Source organism: Micromonospora violae, assembly GCF_004217135.1.
GTDB lineage: Bacteria > Actinomycetota > Actinomycetes > Mycobacteriales > Micromonosporaceae > Micromonospora > Micromonospora violae.
The window spans coordinates 2,558,878-2,579,603 of record NZ_SHKK01000001.1 but is presented as its reverse complement, the minus strand read 5'-3'; the positions used below and the strand labels follow the sequence as shown (position 1 = coordinate 2,579,603).

Genomic DNA, 20,726 nt, shown 5'->3' with positions numbered 1-20,726 from the left:
CGGCCCTTCCCGGTTCCACATCCGGTCCCTCTTGATAATTGATCCGAAATCCGCACACTTGGTGCGGTGATGGCCGGGATCTGGTTGGACGTGCTGGACGAGATCGCCCGCACGTGCGCTGCGCACGGTCGCGGTGACCTCCTCCAGACGGTGCGGCAGAAGCGTGCGCAACTGCTGGACCCGACGCTGCGTGTCCTGGTCATCGGTGAGCCGAACCAGGGCAAGAGTCAGTTGATCAACGCGATCATCAACGCTCCGGCCTGCCCGGTCGGCGACGGTCGTACGACCGTCCTGCCGACCGTGGTGCGGCACGCCGAGGCTCCCACCGCGGCGGTGGCGCAGACTGCGCCGCCGGCCCCGGGCCACCCCACCGGTACCGCCGCCGTGGCGACCGTCGAGCGCACCCCGGTGGCGCTCAACCAGGTCGCGGCCGGCGTGGCGGGCCTGGTCGGGCGCCGACCCGGCGGCGGCCCGGCGTACGTCGAGATCGGACTGCCCCGCGCCCTGCTCGGTTCCGGGGTGGTGCTGGTGGACACTCCCGGCACCGACGACGTCGCCGGGTTCGGCGCCGCCGCCGTGGCCGCACCCGCCCGCGCCGACACCGTGCTGCTGGTCTCCGACTCCACCCGGGAGTTGTCGGTCGCCGAGTTGAACATGCTGCTGCACATCACGCGTTCACATCCGAACGTGGTGGTGGTGCAGAGCAAGACGGACCTGGTGGCGGACTGGCGTACCGTCGCTGAGCGCAACCGCCAGCACCTTGCCGAGGCGGGCGTCCCGGCGACGCTGATCCCGGTCTCGGCGGCGCTGCGACTGCGCGCCGCCGCGGCCGACGACCGTGGTCTCAACGCCGAGTCCGGCTTCCCCGCGTTGATCGCCCGCCTGCAACGCGACCTGGCCGGCAAGGCCGACCACCTGGCCCGGGCGGCGGTGCAGACGGTCGCCCGGACGGTGGTGGAGCAGTTGGCCGCGCCGCTGCGCGCCGAGTTGGCGACCCAGGAGGCGGAGGAGCAGTCCGGGCCGATCTCGCGGCTGCACGCGGCACAGCGCGAGGTCGACGAGTTGCGCCGGTGCTCCACCCGATGGCAGAACACGCTGACCGACGAGATCACCGACCTGCTCGCCGACCTCGAGTACGACCTGCGCGACCGGACCCGCCAGATCCTGCGGGCGGTGGACGAGGCGTTCGACACCGCCGATCCGTTGGTCGCCTGGGACACCTTCGAGGAGTGGCTGGAGCGGAGCCTGGTGGAGGCGGCGGAGGCGAACCACGAGTGGCTGATCCAGCGCTGTGACTGGATCGCCCGGCGGGTGGCCGCCAACTTCGACCGGTACGGCTACGACGTGCTACCGCCCTGGTCGATGACGATGCCGGACGACATCGGTGAGCGACTGCCCGAGCTGCAACGCCCGACGATCGACCGGTTCACCACCGGCCAGAAGCTGTTCACCGGCATGAAGGGCTCGTACGGCGGCATGTTGATGTTCGGTCTGGCGACCACCCTGGCCGGGATGCCGATGATCAATCCGGTCTCGGTCGGCATCGGGGCGCTCTTCGGCGGCAAGAGCATCCGCGACGAGAGCAAGCAGTTGCTGCGTCGTCGGCAGGCGACCGTAAAGACGGCGATCCAGCGGCACGTCGACGACTTCTTCGTCCGGATCATTCGAGACTGCCGCGACGCCGCCCGGCAGGTGCAACGGATGTTGCGGGACCACTTCACCGGGCTGACGGAGGAGCTTCAGGAAGCCATCGTGCAGTCGTTCCGCAGCGCGAAGCAGGAGGCCGACACCGATGCCTCGCTGCGCGAGCAGCGGCAGCGCGAGATCCGGCTGAAGATGACCCGGTTGGCTGCGGTCTACGAGCAGGCGCAGCAGTTGACCGGTGCCCAGTCCGCACCGCTGCTGCTGGAGCCGCAGGCATGACGGTGGGGGTGCGCCTGGACGAGGCGGCGTGGGGGTTGCTGCACCAGGCCATCGAGCTCTATCAGGACAATCCCCGGGCGGTGGCGGAGCTTCGGCATCAGGTGGCCCGGTTGGAGCAGCCGCTGCGGATCGCCGTTGTCGGCCCGTGGCGTTCGGGCAAGTCGACGGTGCTCAACGCGTTGATGGGCGAGGAGGTCGCGCCGGTCGAGCGGGCGGACGGCGCGTTCACCTGGTACGAGGACGGGACCACGCCGCACGCCACCGCGTACCCGGTCGGGCAGCCGCCGCAGGAGTTGGCCGTGGTGAAGTCGGCGACCGGGCTGCGGGTGGATCTCGGCTGGGGCGCGGGAGACGTGCACGACATCGTGGTGCGGTGGCCGACCCGCGCGCTGCGGCAGATCACGCTGATCGACACCCCGGCGGTCACCGGCGGCGCCGAGCAGGGCCGGGTGCCGGTGTTGGAGCGGGTCCTGCGGGATGCCGACGCGATGGTGTACCTGACCCGCGATGGCCGCGACAGTGACCTGCGGGTGTTGGAGTCCGCCCGGGACAGCGCCGTCGGGCAGTCCGCGCCGGTCAACGTGATCATGGTGTTGTCCCGCGCCGACGAGACCGGTGGGGGGCGAATCGACGGCCTGCTCACGGCGCGTCAGCTTGCTCGGCGGCACTACCGCGACCCACGGGTGAACGCGCTCAGCGTCAACGTCGTGGCGTGCAGCGGAATGATCGGCCTGGCGGGCCGGATGCTCGGTGAGTCGGACTTCGCCGCGCTCGCGGCCCTGGCCCAGGTGCCCCGGGCGGAGTTGGACGCCCACCTCATCTCCGCCGACCGCTTCCTCCGTGGCGAGCTGCCGGTACCACTGGACACCGAGGTGCGCGCCGCGCTGCTGAGTCGGTTCGGGGTCTTCGGTGTCCGGCTGGCGGCCACGCTGGTGCGCAGCGGGTTCGACAGCCGGGTGAAGCTCTCCGCCGAACTGATTCGGCGCAGCGGTCTCACCGAGCTGCGCGAGTCGGTGACGCGCTGTTTCATCGATCGCCGGGATGCGTTGAAGGCCCGGTCCGCGTTGGCGGCGGTGGAGGCGCTGCTGCGGGCCGAGCCCACCCGGGGGTCCGCCGAACTGGTCGGCGCGGTGGAGCAGATCCTCGCCGGGGCGCACGAGTTCCGGGAGCTGCGCCTGCTGGTGGCGCTGCGCAACACCCGGCTGGGGTTCGACGCGGAGTTGGCCGCCGAGGCGCAGCGGCTGGTCGGCGGCGACGGGGTGGGCCTCGCGGCTCGGCTCGGCATCGAGCATGAGGCCGACGTGCGGCGGCTCTGGGAGGTCGCCGCCGACGCGCAGTGGCGGTGGCGGGACCGGGCGGAGGATCCGCTGCTGCCGCTGGCGCAGCGACGCGGCGCTCAGGTGGTGGTCCGCAGTTGCGAGGGGATGATCGCCGAGTTGGCCGCGGGCGGCCGCTGAGGGCACCTGTCCAGCTGTTTCCCGGCCGGAAAACCGTTATTCGATCTTACTCCGCACAGTCGCCCCTGACCTGCGGAGATAACGCTCTCACGGATGGCGGCGAAGTGCTTGACGCGGCTGTGATCCAGACGCAACGATGCATTCACATGTCCCGTTCCACCACCGTCAGGCGTGATCGGCGCACGCCGTCCCCCGCACCGCGAAAGGACCCCCACCGTGCGCAGATCCCTGAGATCGTGGCTCGGCGTCGCGCTGAGCGCGATCCTCGTGGCGGGCGGCATCGTCGCCGCACCACCCTCGGCCAGCGCCGCACCGTTCAGCGTGCTGGTCTTCAGCAAAACGGCCGGCTTCCGGCACGGCTCCATCACCCCGGGCATCGCCGCGATCCAGCAACTCGGTGCGGCCAACGGCTTCACCGTCGAGGCCACCGAGGACGCCACCCAGTTCACCGACGCCAACCTGGACCGGTTCGCCGCGGTGATCTGGCTCTCCACCACCGGCGACGTGCTCAACGCCGCCCAGCAGGCCGCGTTCGAGCGCTACATCACCGGCGGCGGTGGGTACGTGGGCGTGCACTCCGCCTCCGACACCGAGTACGACTGGCCCTGGTACGGCGGGCTGGTCGGGGCGTACTTCGCCTCGCACCCGGCCGAGCAGACCGTCACCGTGAAGGTCGCCGACCAGGTACACCCGTCCACCGCGACGCTGCCGCAGCGGTGGAGCCGGTTCGACGAGCTGTACAACTACCGCACCAATCCTCGGGGCAACGTGCACGTGCTGGCCACCCTGGACGAGAGCACCTACACCGGCGGCAGCATGGGCGCCGACCACCCGATCTCCTGGTGCCAGAACTACTCCGGCGGTCGCGCCTGGTACACCGGCCTGGGGCACACCGACGCGTCGTACGCCGAGGCGAACTTCCGTCAGCACCTGCTCGGCGGCATCCGGACCGCGGCGGGGGAGGTCGACGCCGACTGCGGTCCCACCGTCACCAGCAGCTTCCAGCAGGTGGAGCTGGCCAAGGGCGCGGCCGAGACCGGTGAGCCGATGAGCCTCACCGTCCTGCCGGACCGGGGCGTGCTGCACACCTCCCGCAACGGCGTGATCCGGCACACCGACGCCAACGGCAACACCAAGGTCGCCGCCACCCTGCCGGTCTACACCGGCGACGAGGAGGGTTTGCAGGGCATCAAGGCCGACCCGAACTTCGCCACCAACCGCTGGGTGTACGTCTACTTCGCCCCACCACTGAACACCCCCGGTGGTGGTGCCCCGGCCACCGGCACCCCGGCCGACTTCGCCGTCTGGGACGGCGTCAACCGGCTGGCCCGGTTCACCGTGAACGCGGACAACACCATCAACCTGGCCAGCGAGACGCTGATCCTGAACGTGCCGACCAGCCGGGGGATGTGCTGCCACGTCGGCGGTGACATGGACTTCGACGCGGCCGGCAACCTCTACCTGTCCACCGGCGACGACACCAACCCGTTCGACTCGGCCGGCTTCACCCCGATCGACGAGCGGTCCGGGCGTAACCCCGCCTTCGACGCCCAGCGCACCTCGGCGAACAGCAACGACCTGCGCGGCAAGGTCCTGCGGATCAAGCCGAGCGCGGCCGGCGGCTACACCATCCCGGCCGGCAACATGTTCGCCCCGGGCACCGCGCGGACCCGCCCGGAGGTCTACGCGATGGGCTTCCGCAACCCGTTCCGAATGAGCGTGGACAAGGCCACCGGCGTCGTCTACCTCGGTGACTACGGCCCCGACGCGGGCACCGCCGACCCGAACCGGGGCCCGGCGGGCAACGTCGAGTTCGCCCGGATCGACCGCCCCGGCTTCTACGGCTGGCCGTACTGCACCGCCCGCAACGACGCCTACAACGACTACACCTTCCCGTCCGGACCGTCCGGGCCGAAGTTCGACTGTGCCGGCGGGCCGGTGAACAACTCACCCAACAACACCGGCATCACCCAGCTGCCCCCGGCCATCCCGGCCTGGTTGCCGTACGGCGGCTCCGGCTCGCCGCCGGAGTTCACCGGCGGTGGCCTGTCGCCGATGGGCGGGCCGGTCTACCGGTACGACCCGACCAACACCTCGCCGGTGGCGTTCCCGGCGTACTACGACGGGACCTACTTCGCCGGTGAGTTCGGCCGCCGCTGGATCAAGAACATCAAGCTCGACTCCACCGGACAGCCACTGAAGATCAACCCGTTCCCGTGGACCGGCACCCAGGTCATGGACATGGAGTTCGGCCCGGACGGCGCGCTCTACGTGCTCGACTACGGCACCGGCTGGTTCAACGGTGACGCCAACTCGGCGCTCTACCGCATCGAGTACGCCCGCGAGGGCAGAGCGCCCATCGCGAAGGTGTCCGCCACCCCGACCAGCGGCACCGCGCCGCTGACCGTGGCGTTCTCCTCCGCCGGGACCCTCGACCCGGACGGTGATCCGTTCACCTACGCCTGGGACTTCGACAACAACGGCACCACCGACTCGACGGCTGCAAACCCGAGCTTCACGTACACCACCAACGGGACCCGCAGCCCGACGCTGACGGTCCGGGACACCACCGGCAAGACAGCCACCGCGAGCGTGGTCGTCACGGTCGGCAACAGCGCCCCGGTGGTCACCGTGAACACCCCGTTGAACGGGCAGACCTTCAATTTCGGGGACGCGGTGCCGTTCTCCGTCTCCGTCACCGACGCCCAGGACGGCGCGATCAACTGCGCCCGGGTGAAGGTGAACTACGTTCTCGGTCACGACTCGCACGGGCACCAACTCGGCAGCGTGCAGGGCTGCACCGGGGTCATCCAGACCTCGGCCGACGGCGAGCACGACACGGCGGCGAACATCTTCGGCATCATCGACGCCGAGTACACCGACCTGGGTGGCGGCGGCCAACCCGCGCTGACCACGCACACGCAGGCGGTGCTGCAACCACGGGTACGCCAGGCCGAGCACTTCGGTGACTCGTCCGGCATCCAGATCGTCGCCGGCGCGGCGGGCCACGGCGGCGCGGCGGTCGGCTACGTCGACAACAACGACTGGATCTCGTTCCGCCCGTACAACCTGACCGGTGTCCAGTCGTTCAGCGCCCGCGTCGGCGCACCGGCCGGCGGTGGCGGCACGCTGGAGTTGCGCGTCGACTCGCCCACCGGGCCACTGGTCGGTTCGGCCACCGTGGTACCCACCGGTGGCTACGCCACCTTCGCCACGGTCACCGGCGGGGTCACCGCCCCGACCGGCACTCGGACACTGTTCCTGGTCTTCAAGGGCACCGGCCCGTACTTCGACATCGACGAGTTCACCCTCTCCACCAGCCCCGGCGGACCCGGGCCGGATCCGGACCCGGATCCCGAACCGGGAACCAACCTGGCCCGGGGCAAGCCGGCACGCGCGTCCAGCTTCGAGGGCGCGTTCGTCGCGGCCAACGCCTTCGACGGCGCGGCCGGCACCCGGTGGGGCAGCGCCTTCGCGGACCCACAGTGGATCGACGTGGACCTCGGCGCGACGTACGCCATCAACCGGGTCAAGCTGACCTGGGAAGCGGCGTACGGGAGCGGATACCAGATCCAGACCTCGCCGGACGGGGTCACCTTCACCACCATCCGCACGGTCACCGGTGGCGACGGCGGGGTCGACGACCTGACCGGGCTCAGCGGGTCCGGCCGGTACGTCCGGCTTCTCGGCACCACGCGGGGGAGCCCGTGGGGCTACTCGCTGTTCGAGTTCGAGGTGTACGGCGGCACCGGCAGCCCGACCGGCGGCAACCTGCTGCTCAACAAGCCGACGACGACCTCCAGCAACGAGGGGGCGGACGTGACCGGCGCCCAGGCGGTCGACGGCAGCCTCACCACCCGCTGGTCGAGCACGTTCTCCGATCCGCAGTGGATCCGCGTCGACCTCGGCAGCGCCACCGCGATCGGCCGGGTCAAGCTGAGCTGGGAGACGGCGTACAGCAGCGCGTACCAGATCCAGACCTCGAACGACGGCAGCACCTGGACCACCGTGAAGACGGTGACCGGGGCCGACGGCGGGGTGGACGAGCACACCGGGCTCGGCGCCAACGGTCGCTACCTGCGCATCTACGGCACCGCTCGGGGCACCGGATATGGCCACTCGCTCTGGGAGGTGGAGGCGTACACGAGCTGACCCACCACCGGTGACGTGGCCGGCACGGTGATCCGTGCCGGCCACGCGCTTCCCCCTTGTATATGCCGACAACCTGTATATGCTCTCTGGCATGGCTGAGGCTCCACTTCGGGAACCGACGTTCCTGGTGCTCACCGCGTTGGCGGAGACACCCCTGCACGGGTACGCCGTCATCGAGGACGTGCTGCGCATCTCCGACGGCCGGGTGCGCCTGCGCGCCGGCACCCTCTACGCCGTCCTCGACCGACTCCGCGCCGACGGGCTCATCGAGGTCGAGCGCGAAGAGGTGGTGCAGTCCCGACTTCGCCGCTACTACCGCCTCACCGCCCTGGGCGCGCGGCGGCTCACCGAAGAGGCGGCCCGCCTGCGACACAACGCCGACGCCGCCCACGTGCGGCTGCGCCGCGGCGGCCTCCTGACCGATGGAGGTGCCGCGTGAGCAGCGACGATCTGGAGCGCCGTTACCGGCGGCTGCTGGCCGTCTATCCCTGGGAACACCGCCGGGTGTACGAGGACGAGATGCTGGCCGTGCTCCTCGCCGACGCGCGGCCGGGCCAGCGGCGACCGGCCGCGGCCGACGTGCGGAATCTCGTCGGCGCCGGGTTGCGGGCACGGCTGCGGGTGGGCGCACGGGGGTTCACCGAGCCAAGCTGGTCGGACGCGGCGACGGTGACCGGCCTGCTGGTCGGAGTCGTCCTGCTGGCGTTCGCCAGCAAGACGCTGCTCGACCAACTCGTCCGCGCGCCGGGCCTGCCGCCCGGGTTCGCACCGAGAGGTCCGGATCTCGTCGACTGGCTGCGCGTCGCCGGCTGGGCGGGCGTCTGTGCCGCGGTGCTTCTCGGGTGGCGGTGGCTCGCCGCCGGTCTGGCCTGGGTCGGCGTGCTCGGCTGGGGTGCGCTCGTCGCTCCGCAGGCCAGTGGCAACCCGACGTACGTGGTGGACATGCTGCCGCAGCTCGCCCTCGCCGTGGTGGCCGCCGCCGCGGTCACCGTGCCGGCGCCGCGCCGCCGGGCGACCGCACTGCTGGGCGTACGCCGAGTCCTGGCGCTGGTGCTCGCGCCGGCCGCGATGGTCGCGCTCCTGGTGGCGAACCGGGTGGGCAGTCCCACGTTCAACCCCGTCGACGCGGTGTCCTACCTGGTCTTCTACGGCATCGAGGCGAGCAGCGAGCTGGTCCTCTGGCTCTACGTCGCGGGGCTGGCGGTCGCCGCGTCGGCCATGATGATCGCGGTGGCCACGCTCACTCCGGAGGTACGCCGACGGATCGTCGTCATGCTCCTGCCCGTCGCGGCCCTCGCCCTGGTGATCGACAGCGCCCTCGCCGGTTGGGTCACCTCGACCATGCACATGGGGCACGCCATCCCCCTGGTGCCGGCGCAGTGGGCGATGCTGGTGCTCGTCGCGCCGGTGACCTTCCTGGCCGGGGCACTGCTCGTGCGACGTCGAGAGGAGACGCTGCGCATGGTCGCCCTCGGCCGAAACGCCGACCGCGAGCAGCCTCAGTAAGCGACCCTCACCTCACCCGCTCCCCGGTGGTCAGTCGTCGGCGACGGCGACCGGCTCCGAGCCGATGCAGCGCACCTTCAACTCGTACTCCCGGGACGCCCCCTGGAAGGTGACCTCGACGTCCTCGTCCGGGCCGCGGTCCACGTCGCGGACCCGGTAACCCTGCGCCGGCGCCCAGGAGACGAGGCGTACGCCGCCGGCACCGCACTCGGCCACGGCCGTACCCCCGTCGGTGGCGAACCCCCGACGGATCCCGGAGCTGGCGCTCGGAGCGACCGAGGCGGTGCTGGTCGGGCCCGGCGCGGCCGATGTGGTGCTGCCCGGCGCGGCCGTGTTGGTGCTGGGCGGTGCTGGTTCGGGTGCGGCCAGCGCCCGCTCGATCTCGGTCGCACTGCGCACCCCGCCCGGTGTGCCGGTGATGCTCTCGCCCACCAACCGGATGGCACCCAACCCGATCACTGTGGCCACCGCGGCGGTGGCCACCCACCCGGCGGCGATGAGGATCGAACGACGGCCCATCTCCTGACTATCCCCGATCCGTCCTTGTCGTTGGCACATCCGAACGCTAAGGCATGGTTAACGTGCGCCGCACCGCCAGCGGGAGCGGTTAGCCTGCCAGCTGTGGCCCGCCTGCTGCTCATCGAGGACGACCTCACCATCCGTACCCCGCTGATCCGCGCCCTGCGGGAACGCGGCCACGCGGTGGCCGCGGCCTCGACCGCGATGGCCGGGCTCCGCGACGCCCTGGACGACCGACCCGACCTCGTCGTGCTCGACCTCGGTCTGCCCGACCTGGACGGTCGCGAGCTGCTGCGGATGCTGCGCGCGGTCAGCTCCGTGCCGGTCATCGTGGCCACCGCCCGCGACGACGAGGCCGAGATCGTCCGGGTGCTCGACGCGGGCGCCGACGACTACGTGGTCAAGCCGTTCACCGCCGCGCAGCTCGACGCCCGCGCCCGGGCGGTGCTGCGCCGGGGCCCCTCCGGCACCGACGGGCAGGACCCGACGCTCGTCGTCGGCGGGCTCCGCGTCGACCCCCGGGCCCGGCAGGTCACCCTCGACGGGGTCGCGGTCGAGCTGACACCCCGCGAGTTCGACCTGCTGCACCACCTCGCCGGTCGACCCGGCCAGGTGGTCACCAAACGTGAGCTGCTCACCGAGGTGTGGCAGATCCCGTACGGCGGTGCCGACAAGACCGTCGACGTGCACCTGTCCTGGTTGCGTCGCAAGTTGGGGGAGAACGCGCAGCAGCCCCGCTACCTGCACACCGTGCGGGGTGTCGGGGTGCGTCTGGAAGCCCCGGCGGCGCAACCGTGAGGGCCCGCCTCGCGCTGCTGGTCGGCGCGGTCAGCGTCCTCACCCTCATCGCTTTCCTGGTGCCGCTGGCGCTGCTGGTGCGTACCGTAGCCGAGGACCGGGCCACGGTTCGCGCCACCGCCGACGCGCAGAGCCTGGTGCCGGTGGTCGGCACCGCCGACGCGGCGACCATCCGGCTCACCGTCGAGCAGCTCGCCGCCGAGTCCGGGCGACCGGTGAGCGTCTTCCTGCCCGACGGCACGGTGCTGGGCGCCCAGATACCGCGTACGCCCGCGGTGGCCCTCGCCGCCCGCGGACAGAGCCTCACCGGGGAGTCGGCGGCCGGCCGGGAGGTGGTCATCGCCGTGCAGGGCCGGGCGGACGGCACCGGCGTGATCCGGATCGCGGTGCCGCAGCACGAGCTGACCGCCGGAGTCACCCGGGCCTGGCTGGTGCTGGCGCTGCTCGGCGTGATCCTGGTGCTGATCGGGCTGTTGATCGCCGACCGGTTGGCCCGCACCCTGGTCCGGCCGATCAGCGACCTCTCGGCCGTCTCCCACCGGCTGGCCAACGCCGAGCTGGACGCCCGGGTCACACCGGCCGGCCCAGCCGAGCTGCGCGAGGTGGCCGGCGCGCTCAACCACCTCGCCGGCCGAATCCAGGTCCTCCTCATGCAGGAGCGCGAACAGGTCGCCGACCTGTCGCACCAGCTGCGTACGCCACTGACGGCGTTGCGGCTGGAGGCGGAGTCGTTGCGTGACCCGGACGACGCCGCCCGGATCACCGCCGCCGCCGACGGGCTGGAACGCGCGGTCACCGGGCTGATCCGGCAGGCCCGGTGGCGGCACGCACCCGCGCAGCCAGCGTCCTCGGACGCGGCGGCGATCGTCGCCGACCGGGTCGCGTTCTGGTCGGTGCTGGCCGAGGACACCGGCCGGGCCGTCACCCTCGACCTGACGCCCGGCCCGCTCCCCGTCGGGGTGGCCGCCGACCCCCTGACGGCGGCCGTGGACGCCCTGCTCGGCAACGTCTTCGCACACACCCCCGACGGCACGCCGTTCAGCGTCCGGCTCGCCCGCGAGGAGGGCAAGGTGGGCGAGGTTGTTCTCACGGTCGCCGACGACGGCCCCGGCATGCCCGCCGGGGCGATCCGGCGGGGTGCCAGCGCGGCCGGGTCCACCGGCCTCGGCCTGGACATCGCCCGGCGTGCCGCCCAGGCCGCCGGCGGCCGACTGGAGCTGCGGGCCGGCCCGGGAGGCGGCGCGCAGGTGCTGCTCCGGTTGGGGCCGGTCCGGCCGGGGTCGGCGGCACCGCTGCGCGACGCATAGGCGCTGCGACGCCGCTGCGCGACGCATAGGCGCTGCGGTGCCGGGTAGCTGCCAGTCATGGCGCGGTATACGAAACCCGAGCTCAGAGAGCAGATCAAGGAAGAGATCAAGGCTTCCGACAAGGGCGGCCGGCCGGGGCAGTGGTCGGCACGCAAGTCGCAGCTGGTCACTCAGGAGTACAAGAAACGCGGCGGTGGATTCCTGGGCGAAAAGGACGAGCGGCAGAAGTCTCTCCAACGCTGGGGCAACGAGAAATGGCAGACCAAGGAGGGCGACACCCGGGCGCGTAAGGGCGACACGACGAGTCGCTACCTGCCCAAGAAGGCCTGGGAGGAGATGTCGGAGAGCCAGAAACGCGCGACCGACACGAAGAAGCGCGAGGCGTCCCGATCCGGTAAGCAGTACGTCGCCAACACCGGCCCGGCCAAGCGGGCGCGTCGCAATGCCACCACCGCCGGACGGATGTCCGAGATGTCGGTCGCGGAGGCGGCCAAGCTGGTCCGTGGCCTCGACACCCGGCAGCTCAAGACCGCGCTGCGTAACGAACGTGCCACCAAGGACCGCAAGACGCTCGTCCAACGGCTGGAAGCCGAACTCACCCGGCGCGGCTGACCCGCCTCCACCGCCTTAACCCCGCCTTAGCGTCCGGACAGCGCGGTGCTATCCCGATCTGGCCGATCCTCGGAGTCGACAACCGAGGAAAGGTGGACACCACGATGAAGCGCACCAATCTGCTCCTGGCATCGGTCGGCGGGTCGGCGGTGCTGGCGGTGGCCGGGGTCGCGCTCGGCGTCAACGCCGCGGACGGCTCGCGGACCGGCGACCCGGCACTCGCCGCGGCGACCGTCGCGCCGACGGCCACCGACGCGCCGGACACCACAGGTTCGCCGTCGGCCGGCACCCCATCGGGTATGCCGTCGGCCGGGACGCCGTCCGGTACGCCGTCCGCCGGCGGCGCGCCGGCCGGCAGCGCGGTCGACGAGACGCGTGCCGGTGAGATTGCGCTCGCCAAGGCTGGTGGCGGGCAGATCGTCGAGGTCGAAGCCGAGCAGGAGAACGGCCGGCCGGTGTGGAGCGTCGAGATCGTCGCCGGCGACACCGAGCACGAGGTGGACGTCGACCGGGACAACGGTTCGGTGGTCAAAGCCGAGCAGGAGCCGGTCGACGACGATGACGCCGACGACAAGGACGACGACGACAACGACAACGACGATGACGATGACGACGACGACGGTTCCGACGACGACGGTTCCGACGACGACTGACCGTCCGATGCGGCCGCCGCCCGCCCTGGCGTGTGTTCCAGGGCGGGCGGCGCTGCCGTTTCCAACGCAGGCGCCCCGTCGAGCGACCCAGTGGGCGACGCAGCGTCAGATCGCGACGCGCTGCTCCTGAACCGGCTGCTGCTCCCGACCGGTCGGCTGCTCCTGACCGGTCGGCTGCTCCTGGTCGAACTGGGTGCGGTACAACTCCTGGTAGCGGCCGCCGACGGCGAGCAGGTCACTGTGCCGCCCGCGTTCGACGATCCGCCCGTCTTCGACGACGAGGATCTGGTCAGCGGCCCGGATGGTGGAGAGTCGGTGGGCGATGACCACGCTCGTCCGGCCGGTCAGGGCCTCGGCGAGGGCGTCCTGAACCGCCGCCTCCGAGGTGGAGTCGAGGTGTGCGGTGGCCTCGTCGAGGATGACCACGCGCGGCCGGGCCAACAGCAACCGTGCGATGGTGAGTCGTTGCCGTTCTCCGCCGGACAGCCGGTAACCGCGTTCGCCGACGATGGTGTCCAGCCCGTCGGGGAGTGAGCGGATCAGGGCGTCGAGCCTGGCCCGCCGCAGCACGTCCCACATCTCGTCCTCGGTCGCGTCCGGCCGGGCGAACGCCAAGTTGGCGCGGATGCTCTCGTGGAAGAGGTGCCCGTCCTGGGTCACCACACCCAACGCGCTACGGATCGACTCGGCCGACAGTTCGCGTACGTCGACGTCGGCGAGCTTCACCGCGCCGTCCTCGACGTCGTACAGGCGCGGCACGAGCTGCGCGATCGTCGACTTGCCCGCCCCGGAGGAGCCGACGAGAGCGACCATCTGCCCCGCTTCGGCGCGGAACGACACACCGTGCAGCACCTCCTCGCCGCCGCGACTGTCGAGCTTCGCCACGTCCTCCAGCGACGCCAGCGACACCTTGTCCGCTGAGGGGTAGCCGAACCGGACCCCGTCGAACTCGACAGCGACCGGTCCGTCCGGCAGGGGCCGGGCGTCGGACCTGTCGAGAATCAGCGGCTTGAGGTCGAGGATCTCGAAGACCCGCTCGAAGCTCACCAACGCGCTCATCACCTCGACCCGGGCACTGGCCAACGACGTCAACGGTGCGTAGAGCCGCGACAGAAGCAGCGCGAGCGCCACCACAGTTCCGGCGTCGAGGCTGCCCCGCAGGGCGTAGAAACCACCCAACCCGTACACCAGGGCCAGCGCCAACGAGCCGACGACGGTGAGCGCGGTGATGAAGACCCACTGAAGCATCGCCGCGCGGACGCCGATGTCGCGTACCCGTCGTGCGCGCGCCGCGAACTCGGCGGACTCCTCGGCCGGCCGCCCGTACAGCTTGACCAGGGTCGCGCCGGGGGCGGAGAAGCGTTCGGTCATCCGGGTGCTCATGGCCGCGTTGTGCTCGGCCGCCTCGCGCTGCAACTGGGCGAGCCGCGAACCCATCCGCCGGGCCGGGATGACGAAGACGGGCAGCAGGACGAGCGCCAGCAGGGTGATCTGCCAACTGAAGGTCAGCATCACCGCCAACGTCAGGGTCAGCGTGACGGCGTTGCCGACCACACTCGACAGCGTGCCGCTGAAGGCCCGCTGCGCACCGATCACGTCGTTGTTCAGGCGGCTGACCAGAGCACCGGTGCGGGTACGGGTGAAGAACGCCACCGGCATGCGCTGAACGTGGTCGAAGACCGCGGTTCGGAGTTGGAGGATCAACCCCTCACCGATGCTCGCGGAGAGGAACCGGGTCACCAGACCCAGACCGGCCTCGGCGAGTGCGATCAGGGCGATCAGTACCGCCAGCCGGATCACCACATTGCTGTCGGTGCCGTCGACGATCGCGTCGACCACCCGGCCGGCGAGAACAGGCGCCGCCACCGTGAGGGCCGCCGTCACCACGCTCAGCAACAGGAACCTGATGATCAACGTGCGGTGCGGCCGCGCGAACTGCGCGATCCGCTGCAAGGTGGCGCGGGACAGCGGTCGCTCGTCCCGCGCGTTCATCGCGTGGTGCAGGGACGTCCACGCGGTAACTTCCATGCTCATGCCTTACCTCCGATCCCGGAGGCTAGGACCTCACCCGAGCTTGAGGTCAAGTCGCCGCGCGGGGTGCGGGCGTTCAAGCACCAACGGAGCCGCCGGTGCGGTTCCGCCAGCGGTGCGGTTCAGCCAGCCGGCGGTGCCGTTCAGCCAGGTCGCCCCATCCGAGTCGCCATACTGTCGACCATGGTGCTGGGCGTGCGCGGCGACGACGGTTGCCGCCTGTGGGCCGAACAGGCCGGCGTCGGGCCGCCTCTGGTGCTCTGTCACGGCGGGCCGGGTCTGTGGGACTACCTCGCCCCGGTGACCCGACTACTCGAAGATCATGCCCGTACCATCCGCTGGGATCAGCGTGGCTGTGGGCGCTCGCAGCGGCGCGGCCCGTACCGCGTCGCCCGCTTCGTGGCCGATCTCGACGCGGTACGTGACCAGCTGGCCGGACCACGAACGGCCCTGCTGGGCCACTCGTGGGGCGCACACCTGGCGTTGCGGTACGCCATCGAACATCCCGAACGGGTCAGCCATCTGATCTACGTGTCCGGGACCGGCATCGATCCCGACCGCGGCTGGCACCCGCACTACAAGCGGAATCTGCGGCTGCGGCTCGGGCCCCACCTGGACCGGTGGGAGGTCCTCAGCGCGCGTGCCCGTACGCCCGCTGAGGACCGTGAATGGGCGGTGTTGCAATGGTCGGCCGACTTCGCCGACCCCGGCACGGCGCTGCGCCACGCCGATCGCATGGCCACGCCGTGGCGGGGCATCAACCACGACTGCGGTCAGGCCATCAACGCCGAGGTCAAAGAGGAGCTCCGCAGCTCCGACCTGGCCGGACAGTGCCGTGCGCTCGACCTGCCCGTGCTGATCATTGACGGCACCGAGGACATCCGGCCCCGCTGGGCCGTCGACTCGCTGTACCGCGCGTTGCCCAACAGCCAGCGGGTGAGCCTCGCCGGGGCCGCCCACCTTCCGTGGGTCGAGAGTCCGGACGACTTCCGTCGTGCGGTGACTACCTTCCTGAGGCAGTAGGGTCGCCAGATCTCCAGCCGGTTTTACCGCGATTTCCCGGATTCGCCATTGCGCCGCTGCGCGGCGTGGTGTCTCCGATGGACTGGCTTGTCGACCCGAAAGGGTTGGAGTTTCTCTGCTTGCTGCTCCTATGTTCGTCGGTGGTAGTGGTTGCGGCGGGGGATTTGTTCGGGGTCGAGCCAGGCGGGTGGGGTGAATTCGGGGGGACCGTCATCGCCGAGTTGGACGCTCCAGTCGCTGTGGTGGAGGTGTCGGTGGTGGTGGCCGCAGAGCAGGACGGTGTTGGTGAGGTTGGTGGTGCCGCCGTCGGCCCAGTGCCGGATGTGGTGGGCGTCGCACCAGCGGGGTGGTCGGTCGCAGCCGGGGAAGGCGCAGCCGCGGTCGCGCAGGACGAGGGCGCGTCGCAGTGGGCCGGTGATGAGTCGGCGTTGTCGGCCGACGTCGAGGATCTGGCCGGTGCTGCCGAGGACGGCGGGCAGGATGGTGGCGTCGCAGGCGAGCCGGCGCACCGTGTCGGGGGTGAGCTGTAGGCCGATGTCGAGCGTGCCGGTGAACAGTTGCCGGGTCAGCCCGTCGTAGTTGGTGGTGACGATGATCTGCGCCGGGTCGCCGCCGCTGTCGGGCAGTTCGCCGGCGCGGAGGGTGAGTCGGCACACCTCGGCGAGGGCGTCGTGGCGTCGTTGACCCGGGGAGCGGGAGTCGTCCGGTCCGGACGGGGCGGTCAGTGGGTCGATGGTGGCGCGGAGAAGGCCGGCGGTTTCGGCGTCGAGGGTGCCGGTGAGTCGGAGGCGGCCGTCGGTCTGCTCGGAGAGGGTGAGGTGCCGGTCGCGGGTGGCGCGTCGTGCTTCGGCTTCGAGGGCGGCGCGGGCGGCGGCGTCGGCGAGGTCGGGGGCGACGTGGTCGAGGATGCGGGTGCCAAGTTTGCGCAGGTGGTTGGGGTCGAACTGCCCGGCCCAATTGGTGAGCAGACTGACGGCCTTGTCGGCGGCCTCGGAACCGGCCGACCTGTTCACGGTGTCGACGGTGTCGGCGATGACCCGGGCCTGGTCCAGGCTGATGGCGCCGTCAGCAAGCGCTTGTCGGACGCCGGGGTTGCCGGTGTCGAGGGTGCTGGCGAGGTCGATCAGGCGGCGGGCGGCGGGGATGGTGAGTCGCAGGCGTTCGCGCAGCCAGACCGCGGTGCAGGAGGCGCCTTGCGCGCGGGGCGTGCCGCGGCCGTCGACCTCGCGGATCAGGGTGAGGGTGACGGCGGCGAGGCGTTGCTGAAGGCGATGCGCGGCGTCGAGCGCGGCGATCAGCTCGTGCTCTCGTAGGGCCCAGGCGGGGGCGTCGAGGCAGGCAGCGATCGCGTCGTCTGCCTGCGTCAACTCCTCGACCATGACCCGAGACTAGAACACGTGTACGACATCTTCAGTCGCCATGATCGATTCGATCGGCAGATCACGCAGGGCTCGTCGGCGTCGCTAAGGATTAGCCGACGGACGTTGAAGAGCCTTGGCCCAAGCCATGACGTGATCGATGGAGTTGCGGGTGAGGCCGATCGTCGGGTCGGCGGTGATCAACAAGGTGGGGCTGGTGCGTTCAGCGGCCCAGAGGTGGGCTTGTGGCGTGTGCAGGTCGTCGATCCATGCCGCAGGCCGTTGCCCGGTGTAACCGGCGGGTGGTTGAGGAGTCCCGTAGGGGCTGAGGACGCCATCGATGTCGAGCAGGAGCAGGGGCCGGTTCACCCGGAGGATTCTGCCGTGAACGAGCCGCCGGTGGTGACTGCGAGGCAGCTCGGCGGCCAAGGCCCGCCCGTCAAGACCGGCCGGGCGGGCACGGGCAGGCGTCAAGTGGCGGGGCAGGGGCAGTGCGGCGGAGTCGTCGGCGATCGGAGAATCCGTGCCGGCGACCCCGCCACCATCCAGCGAGCTAGCCGATCCGGAACTGGTCGCCGTAGACGGCGAACACCAGAGGGGTGTTGAGGTTGAAGTTGCCGTTGTTGAGGAACACCCGCTGGGCGGTGTCGACGCGGGAGGTGTCCGAGTGGGCTTCCTCCTTCTTCATCTCGATGACCCGCTCGTCGAGGAAGGTGTTGAGCCAGGTGCGCTCGTCGCCGCCCTGGGCTGGCGGCTTGGCCCGGTTCAGGGCGCGGTTGCGGATCTGGCGCATGCCCTCGTACCCGTGCATGACTGCCGCGTCGTAGTAGGCGAACTGACCGAGCGCCCGAACCTGGTCGTTCTTGCCGTCGCGTACCGATGGGTTGAAGTAGACCCGGTCCCGTTCGGCCTCCTGGGCGGCCTGGAACACTCCGTCGGTGGCCGCGGTCCGCCAGTCGCGGGGGAAGTTGGGGTCGAGGCCGGCGTGCGACGGGGTGCCGTTGACGGTGCGCAGCGCCGGGAGGTAGCCGGCGAGCACGTTGCCCGGCTTGGCGCGGGTGTACGCCTCGACGAGTTCGAGCATGTCGCCGGTGCCGGAGCAGAAGCCGATGATGCCGGCGGTGTAGCCGCGCCCGTCGCCGATGTCCTCGATGTAGGAGAACTGCGCGCGCCAGTCGAGCGAGGAGTTCTCCGCAGCTGAGACGAGCTGCATGGCGACGTCCTTCTTCGCCGGGTCGTCGAGGTTGGTGCCGGTCGGGGTGGTCGGCGGGGGAGTGGTGGGGGTGCCGCCGCCTGGCAGCGTCCACCGCTGGTTGGTGGTGCCGCCGCAGGTCCAGATCTGCAACCGGGCGCCGTTCGCGGTGCTCCAGTCGGTGACGTCGAGGCACTTGCCGGAGCCGGAGTTGATGAGCGCGCCGTTGCTGGCGGTCCATTTCTGCGCGCCGGTGTTGTTGCAGTCGTACAGCTGCACCTTGGCGCCGTTGGCGGTCGACGCGGCGGTGACGTCGAGGCACTTGCCGAGGGCCTGGATCGAGGTGTCGGTGTTGCCGACGGTCCACCGTTGGGCCGTGCTGCCGTTGCAGTCGTAGAGCTGGACGGGCGTGCCGTTGGCCGGGTTGGCGCCGGCGACGTCGATGCACTTACCGCCGAGGCCGGTGATCGGGCCGGCGGTCGCGGCGCTCGCCGACGGCAGGCCGTAGCCGACGGCGGCGACGCCGATCAGCAGGGCGCCCACGATGTAGGCGGCTGTTCTGTGCTGAACCATGGGGGTCCTCGGGGACGGGGCGGCGTGCCGCCAGCCGGTCGGTGGCCCGGCGTGGCGGTGGCCCCGGCGGGCACCGCGAGCATCAGAAAACTGTATTAACAGATACCAGTGCGTCGATGCCTCGTCAATCGACGTCGACGAGGCGTGACGACACCTGTTCACCCCGTCGTTGGCGGCGCGTACCGGCGAGTGGCTATCGTCGGGCCGTAACTGATCAACGGGCCGGTCCATCGGAACCAGCACCGTCCGACGGACAGAAGATGGTCATGGAGTCGAGTCTGCGTGCTCGGGTACGAGCCGGTGACCCCGGCGCGTTCGCCGAACTGTTCGACCAGTACGCGCGCTCGGTGTACAACCACGCGTTCCGGCTCACCGCCGACTGGGCCACGGCAGAGGACGTCATGGCCGCCACATACCTGCAAGCCTGGCGTTCCCGGGAGCGGGTCACCGAGGAGGGCGGGTCCCTGCGTCCCTGGCTGCTCGGCATCGCCACCAACGAGGCCCGTAACCACACCCGCAGCAACCGCCGCTACCGCCGGGTGGCCGCCGCGTTGGTCGCCTCCGACTTCACCCTGCCCGATCACGCCGACGAGGTCGCCGGCCGACTCGACGACAGCCGACGCGTCGCCGCCGCGATCGATGCGCTGGCCCGGCTGCGCCGGCCCGAGCGGGAGGTGCTGACCCTGTGCCTGTGGGAGGGTCTCGACTACGAGTCCGCGGCGGAGGCGCTGGGCGTGCCGGTCGGCACGGTGCGGTCCCGGCTGTCTCGGGCCCGCGCCCGGCTCCGTACCCTCGTCGACACCCCGCCGCGTGCCGCACGGCCGGCGGTCGTCGACACCTCGCTCGTCCGGGAGGGTAGCCAGTGAGCGCGCCGAACCCGGCCGAGTGGGCGGAGATCGCCCCCCACCCCGGTGATCACGACCTGCCGGCGGGCCGGCACGAACTGCACCGCACCCGCCTGCTGACGGCGATCGCGCAGCAACCACGTACCCGAAAAAGGGCTTTCGTGTCGTTGCGGCCCACGCTCGCGGCGGCCGCGTTGGTCCTGGTCGCCGCAGGAATCGGCGGCGGGCTGGCGGCCCGGTCCGGCGAGGAACCACCGGCGGCGCTGCCGTCGCCGGAGACGAGCAGCCCGGCCGCTCGGCAGGCGCCGCCGGGCACGGCCGCGAAGGACCGTGGGTACGGCACGGTACGTCAGCTCACCGACACGGCCGACCTGGTGGTCCGCGGCGAGGTGGCGTCGGTGGCGGACGGGTGGGCGGTCTACCGGGTCGAGGAGGTGCTCTACCGCGCCCCGGGCGCTCCGGTGCCCACCGAGATCACCGTGGCGGCGGACGTGCCCGGCCGACCGACCGTCCTGTACCTGGGCCTCGCCGACCCGGGTACACGCGCCTACCGCCCGCTCGGCGGCGACTTCGGGATCTTCGACCTCGCCGGGGAGACGGCCACCAGCCGGTCACCGGCGGCGTCGGTGACCGGTCTGCGCACCGACGACGCCACCGGGGCGGGGCACTCGTTCGTCACCACCCTGACCGAGCTTCGTCAGCTCGCGCGGGAGCGCCGCTGAGCCCGGAAAAAAATGGAACTCGGTGCCCGGGACGCACAGATAGAGGGTGTGAGTA

At 71.2% G+C, this 20,726-nt stretch carries 17 protein-coding genes; 12 read left to right on the top strand and 5 right to left on the bottom strand.

All coding sequences use genetic code 11. The annotated features are described in order from the left end of the window. The first annotated feature begins 69 nt into the window (after positions 1 to 69). The 5 genes from EV382_RS11640 (at position 70) to EV382_RS11620 (ending at position 9,038) form a co-directional block, all read left to right on the top strand. The gene (locus EV382_RS11640) at positions 70 to 1,923 is read left to right on the top strand and encodes a dynamin family protein (protein WP_130408704.1); all 1,854 of its coding nucleotides are present in this window, start codon (positions 70 to 72) and stop codon (positions 1,921 to 1,923) included. Next, positions 1,920 to 3,380: a GTPase gene (locus tag EV382_RS11635; RefSeq protein WP_130401582.1), complete on the top strand. Its 1,461-nt coding sequence runs from the start codon at positions 1,920 to 1,922 to the stop codon at positions 3,378 to 3,380. Before EV382_RS11640 ends, EV382_RS11635 begins: the two co-directional genes overlap by 4 nt. A gap of 216 nt (positions 3,381 to 3,596) precedes the next feature. Next, positions 3,597 to 7,532, top strand: a complete 3,936-nt coding sequence (locus EV382_RS11630) for a ThuA domain-containing protein (RefSeq protein ID WP_208758375.1) — start codon at positions 3,597 to 3,599, stop codon at positions 7,530 to 7,532. 91 nt (positions 7,533 to 7,623) lie between these two features. Further along, positions 7,624 to 7,971 (top strand): PadR family transcriptional regulator, encoded by a 348-nt coding sequence (locus EV382_RS11625; protein ID WP_130401581.1) that lies wholly within the window; start codon positions 7,624 to 7,626, stop codon positions 7,969 to 7,971. Further along, the gene (locus EV382_RS11620; RefSeq protein ID WP_130401580.1) at positions 7,968 to 9,038 is read left to right on the top strand and encodes a hypothetical protein; all 1,071 of its coding nucleotides are present in this window, start codon (positions 7,968 to 7,970) and stop codon (positions 9,036 to 9,038) included. Before EV382_RS11625 ends, EV382_RS11620 begins: the two co-directional genes overlap by 4 nt. Before the next feature lie 30 nt (positions 9,039 to 9,068). Here the strand turns inward: EV382_RS11620 and EV382_RS11615 are convergent, their stop codons facing one another. Further along, positions 9,069 to 9,557: a septum formation initiator gene (locus tag EV382_RS11615; RefSeq protein ID WP_130401579.1), complete on the bottom strand. Its 489-nt coding sequence runs from the start codon at positions 9,555 to 9,557 to the stop codon at positions 9,069 to 9,071. Between the two features lie 102 nt (positions 9,558 to 9,659). Here EV382_RS11615 and EV382_RS11610 point away from each other — a divergent pair, with 102 nt between their 5' ends. The 4 genes from EV382_RS11610 to EV382_RS11595 all read left to right on the top strand — a co-directional run bounded on the left by EV382_RS11610 (position 9,660) and on the right by EV382_RS11595 (position 12,927). After that, positions 9,660 to 10,355: a response regulator transcription factor gene (locus EV382_RS11610; RefSeq protein WP_130401578.1), complete on the top strand. Its 696-nt coding sequence runs from the start codon at positions 9,660 to 9,662 to the stop codon at positions 10,353 to 10,355. Continuing rightward, positions 10,352 to 11,662 carry a sensor histidine kinase gene (locus tag EV382_RS11605; protein WP_130401577.1) on the top strand — a complete coding sequence of 437 codons (1,311 nt, stop codon included), beginning with the start codon at positions 10,352 to 10,354 and terminating at the stop codon, positions 11,660 to 11,662. The genes EV382_RS11610 and EV382_RS11605 overlap by 4 nt, the downstream gene beginning before the upstream one ends. A 57-nt stretch (positions 11,663 to 11,719) precedes the next feature. After that, entirely contained in the window at positions 11,720 to 12,274 is a 555-nt protein-coding gene (locus EV382_RS11600) for a DUF5872 domain-containing protein (RefSeq protein ID WP_130401576.1), read from the top strand. 104 nt (positions 12,275 to 12,378) lie between these two features. Further along, positions 12,379 to 12,927 (top strand): PepSY domain-containing protein, encoded by a 549-nt coding sequence (locus EV382_RS11595; RefSeq protein ID WP_130401575.1) that lies wholly within the window; start codon positions 12,379 to 12,381, stop codon positions 12,925 to 12,927. A 105-nt stretch (positions 12,928 to 13,032) separates the two neighbouring features. Here the strand turns inward: EV382_RS11595 and EV382_RS11590 are convergent, their stop codons facing one another. Beyond that, complete coding sequence (locus tag EV382_RS11590; RefSeq protein ID WP_130401574.1) at positions 13,033 to 14,961, bottom strand: ABC transporter ATP-binding protein; 1,929 nt, start codon at positions 14,959 to 14,961, stop codon at positions 13,033 to 13,035. Positions 14,962 to 15,141: 180 nt separating this feature from the next. Between EV382_RS11590 and EV382_RS11585 the strand changes: the two genes are divergently transcribed. After that, positions 15,142 to 15,981 (top strand): alpha/beta fold hydrolase, encoded by an 840-nt coding sequence (locus EV382_RS11585; protein WP_130401573.1) that lies wholly within the window; start codon positions 15,142 to 15,144, stop codon positions 15,979 to 15,981. A gap of 128 nt (positions 15,982 to 16,109) precedes the next feature. Here EV382_RS11585 and EV382_RS11580 read toward each other — a convergent pair whose 3' ends face one another. The 3 genes from EV382_RS11580 to EV382_RS11570 all read right to left on the bottom strand — a co-directional run bounded on the left by EV382_RS11580 (position 16,110) and on the right by EV382_RS11570 (position 19,104). Continuing rightward, complete coding sequence (locus EV382_RS11580) at positions 16,110 to 17,360, bottom strand: HNH endonuclease signature motif containing protein (protein WP_130401572.1); 1,251 nt, start codon at positions 17,358 to 17,360, stop codon at positions 16,110 to 16,112. Positions 17,361 to 17,444: 84 nt separating this feature from the next. After that, on the bottom strand, positions 17,445 to 17,708 hold the full coding sequence (locus tag EV382_RS11575) for a hypothetical protein (RefSeq protein ID WP_130401571.1): 264 nt from the start codon (positions 17,706 to 17,708) through the stop codon (positions 17,445 to 17,447). Between the two features lie 184 nt (positions 17,709 to 17,892). Next, positions 17,893 to 19,104 carry a chitosanase gene (locus EV382_RS11570; RefSeq protein WP_130401570.1) on the bottom strand — a complete coding sequence of 404 codons (1,212 nt, stop codon included), beginning with the start codon at positions 19,102 to 19,104 and terminating at the stop codon, positions 17,893 to 17,895. A gap of 266 nt (positions 19,105 to 19,370) precedes the next feature. Here EV382_RS11570 and EV382_RS11565 point away from each other — a divergent pair, with 266 nt between their 5' ends. Next, positions 19,371 to 19,970, top strand: coding sequence for an RNA polymerase sigma factor (locus tag EV382_RS11565; protein WP_130401569.1), 600 nt, complete (start codon positions 19,371 to 19,373; stop codon positions 19,968 to 19,970). Then, positions 19,967 to 20,671, top strand: a complete 705-nt coding sequence (locus EV382_RS11560) for a hypothetical protein (protein WP_130401568.1) — start codon at positions 19,967 to 19,969, stop codon at positions 20,669 to 20,671. Before EV382_RS11565 ends, EV382_RS11560 begins: the two co-directional genes overlap by 4 nt. Positions 20,672 to 20,726 lie beyond the last annotated feature (55 nt).

Bases quoted from the DNA above. Each gene is read 5' to 3' on its own strand.
- EV382_RS11635 (WP_130401582.1), top strand. From the start codon at position 1,920: ATGACGGTGGGGGTGCGCCTGGACGAGGCGGCGTGGGGGTTGCTGCAC.
- EV382_RS11595 (WP_130401575.1), top strand. From the start codon at position 12,379: ATGAAGCGCACCAATCTGCTCCTGGCATCGGTCGGCGGGTCGGCGGTG.
- EV382_RS11585 (WP_130401573.1), top strand. From the start codon at position 15,142: ATGGTGCTGGGCGTGCGCGGCGACGACGGTTGCCGCCTGTGGGCCGAA.
- EV382_RS11640 (WP_130408704.1), top strand. From the start codon at position 70: ATGGCCGGGATCTGGTTGGACGTGCTGGACGAGATCGCCCGCACGTGC.
- EV382_RS11580 (WP_130401572.1), bottom strand. From the start codon at position 17,360: ATGGTCGAGGAGTTGACGCAGGCAGACGACGCGATCGCTGCCTGCCTC.
- EV382_RS11600 (WP_130401576.1), top strand. From the start codon at position 11,720: ATGGCGCGGTATACGAAACCCGAGCTCAGAGAGCAGATCAAGGAAGAG.
- EV382_RS11570 (WP_130401570.1), bottom strand. From the start codon at position 19,104: ATGGTTCAGCACAGAACAGCCGCCTACATCGTGGGCGCCCTGCTGATC.
- EV382_RS11615 (WP_130401579.1), bottom strand. From the start codon at position 9,557: ATGGGCCGTCGTTCGATCCTCATCGCCGCCGGGTGGGTGGCCACCGCC.
- EV382_RS11565 (WP_130401569.1), top strand. From the start codon at position 19,371: ATGGAGTCGAGTCTGCGTGCTCGGGTACGAGCCGGTGACCCCGGCGCG.
- EV382_RS11590 (WP_130401574.1), bottom strand. From the start codon at position 14,961: ATGAGCATGGAAGTTACCGCGTGGACGTCCCTGCACCACGCGATGAAC.
- EV382_RS11625 (WP_130401581.1), top strand. From the start codon at position 7,624: ATGGCTGAGGCTCCACTTCGGGAACCGACGTTCCTGGTGCTCACCGCG.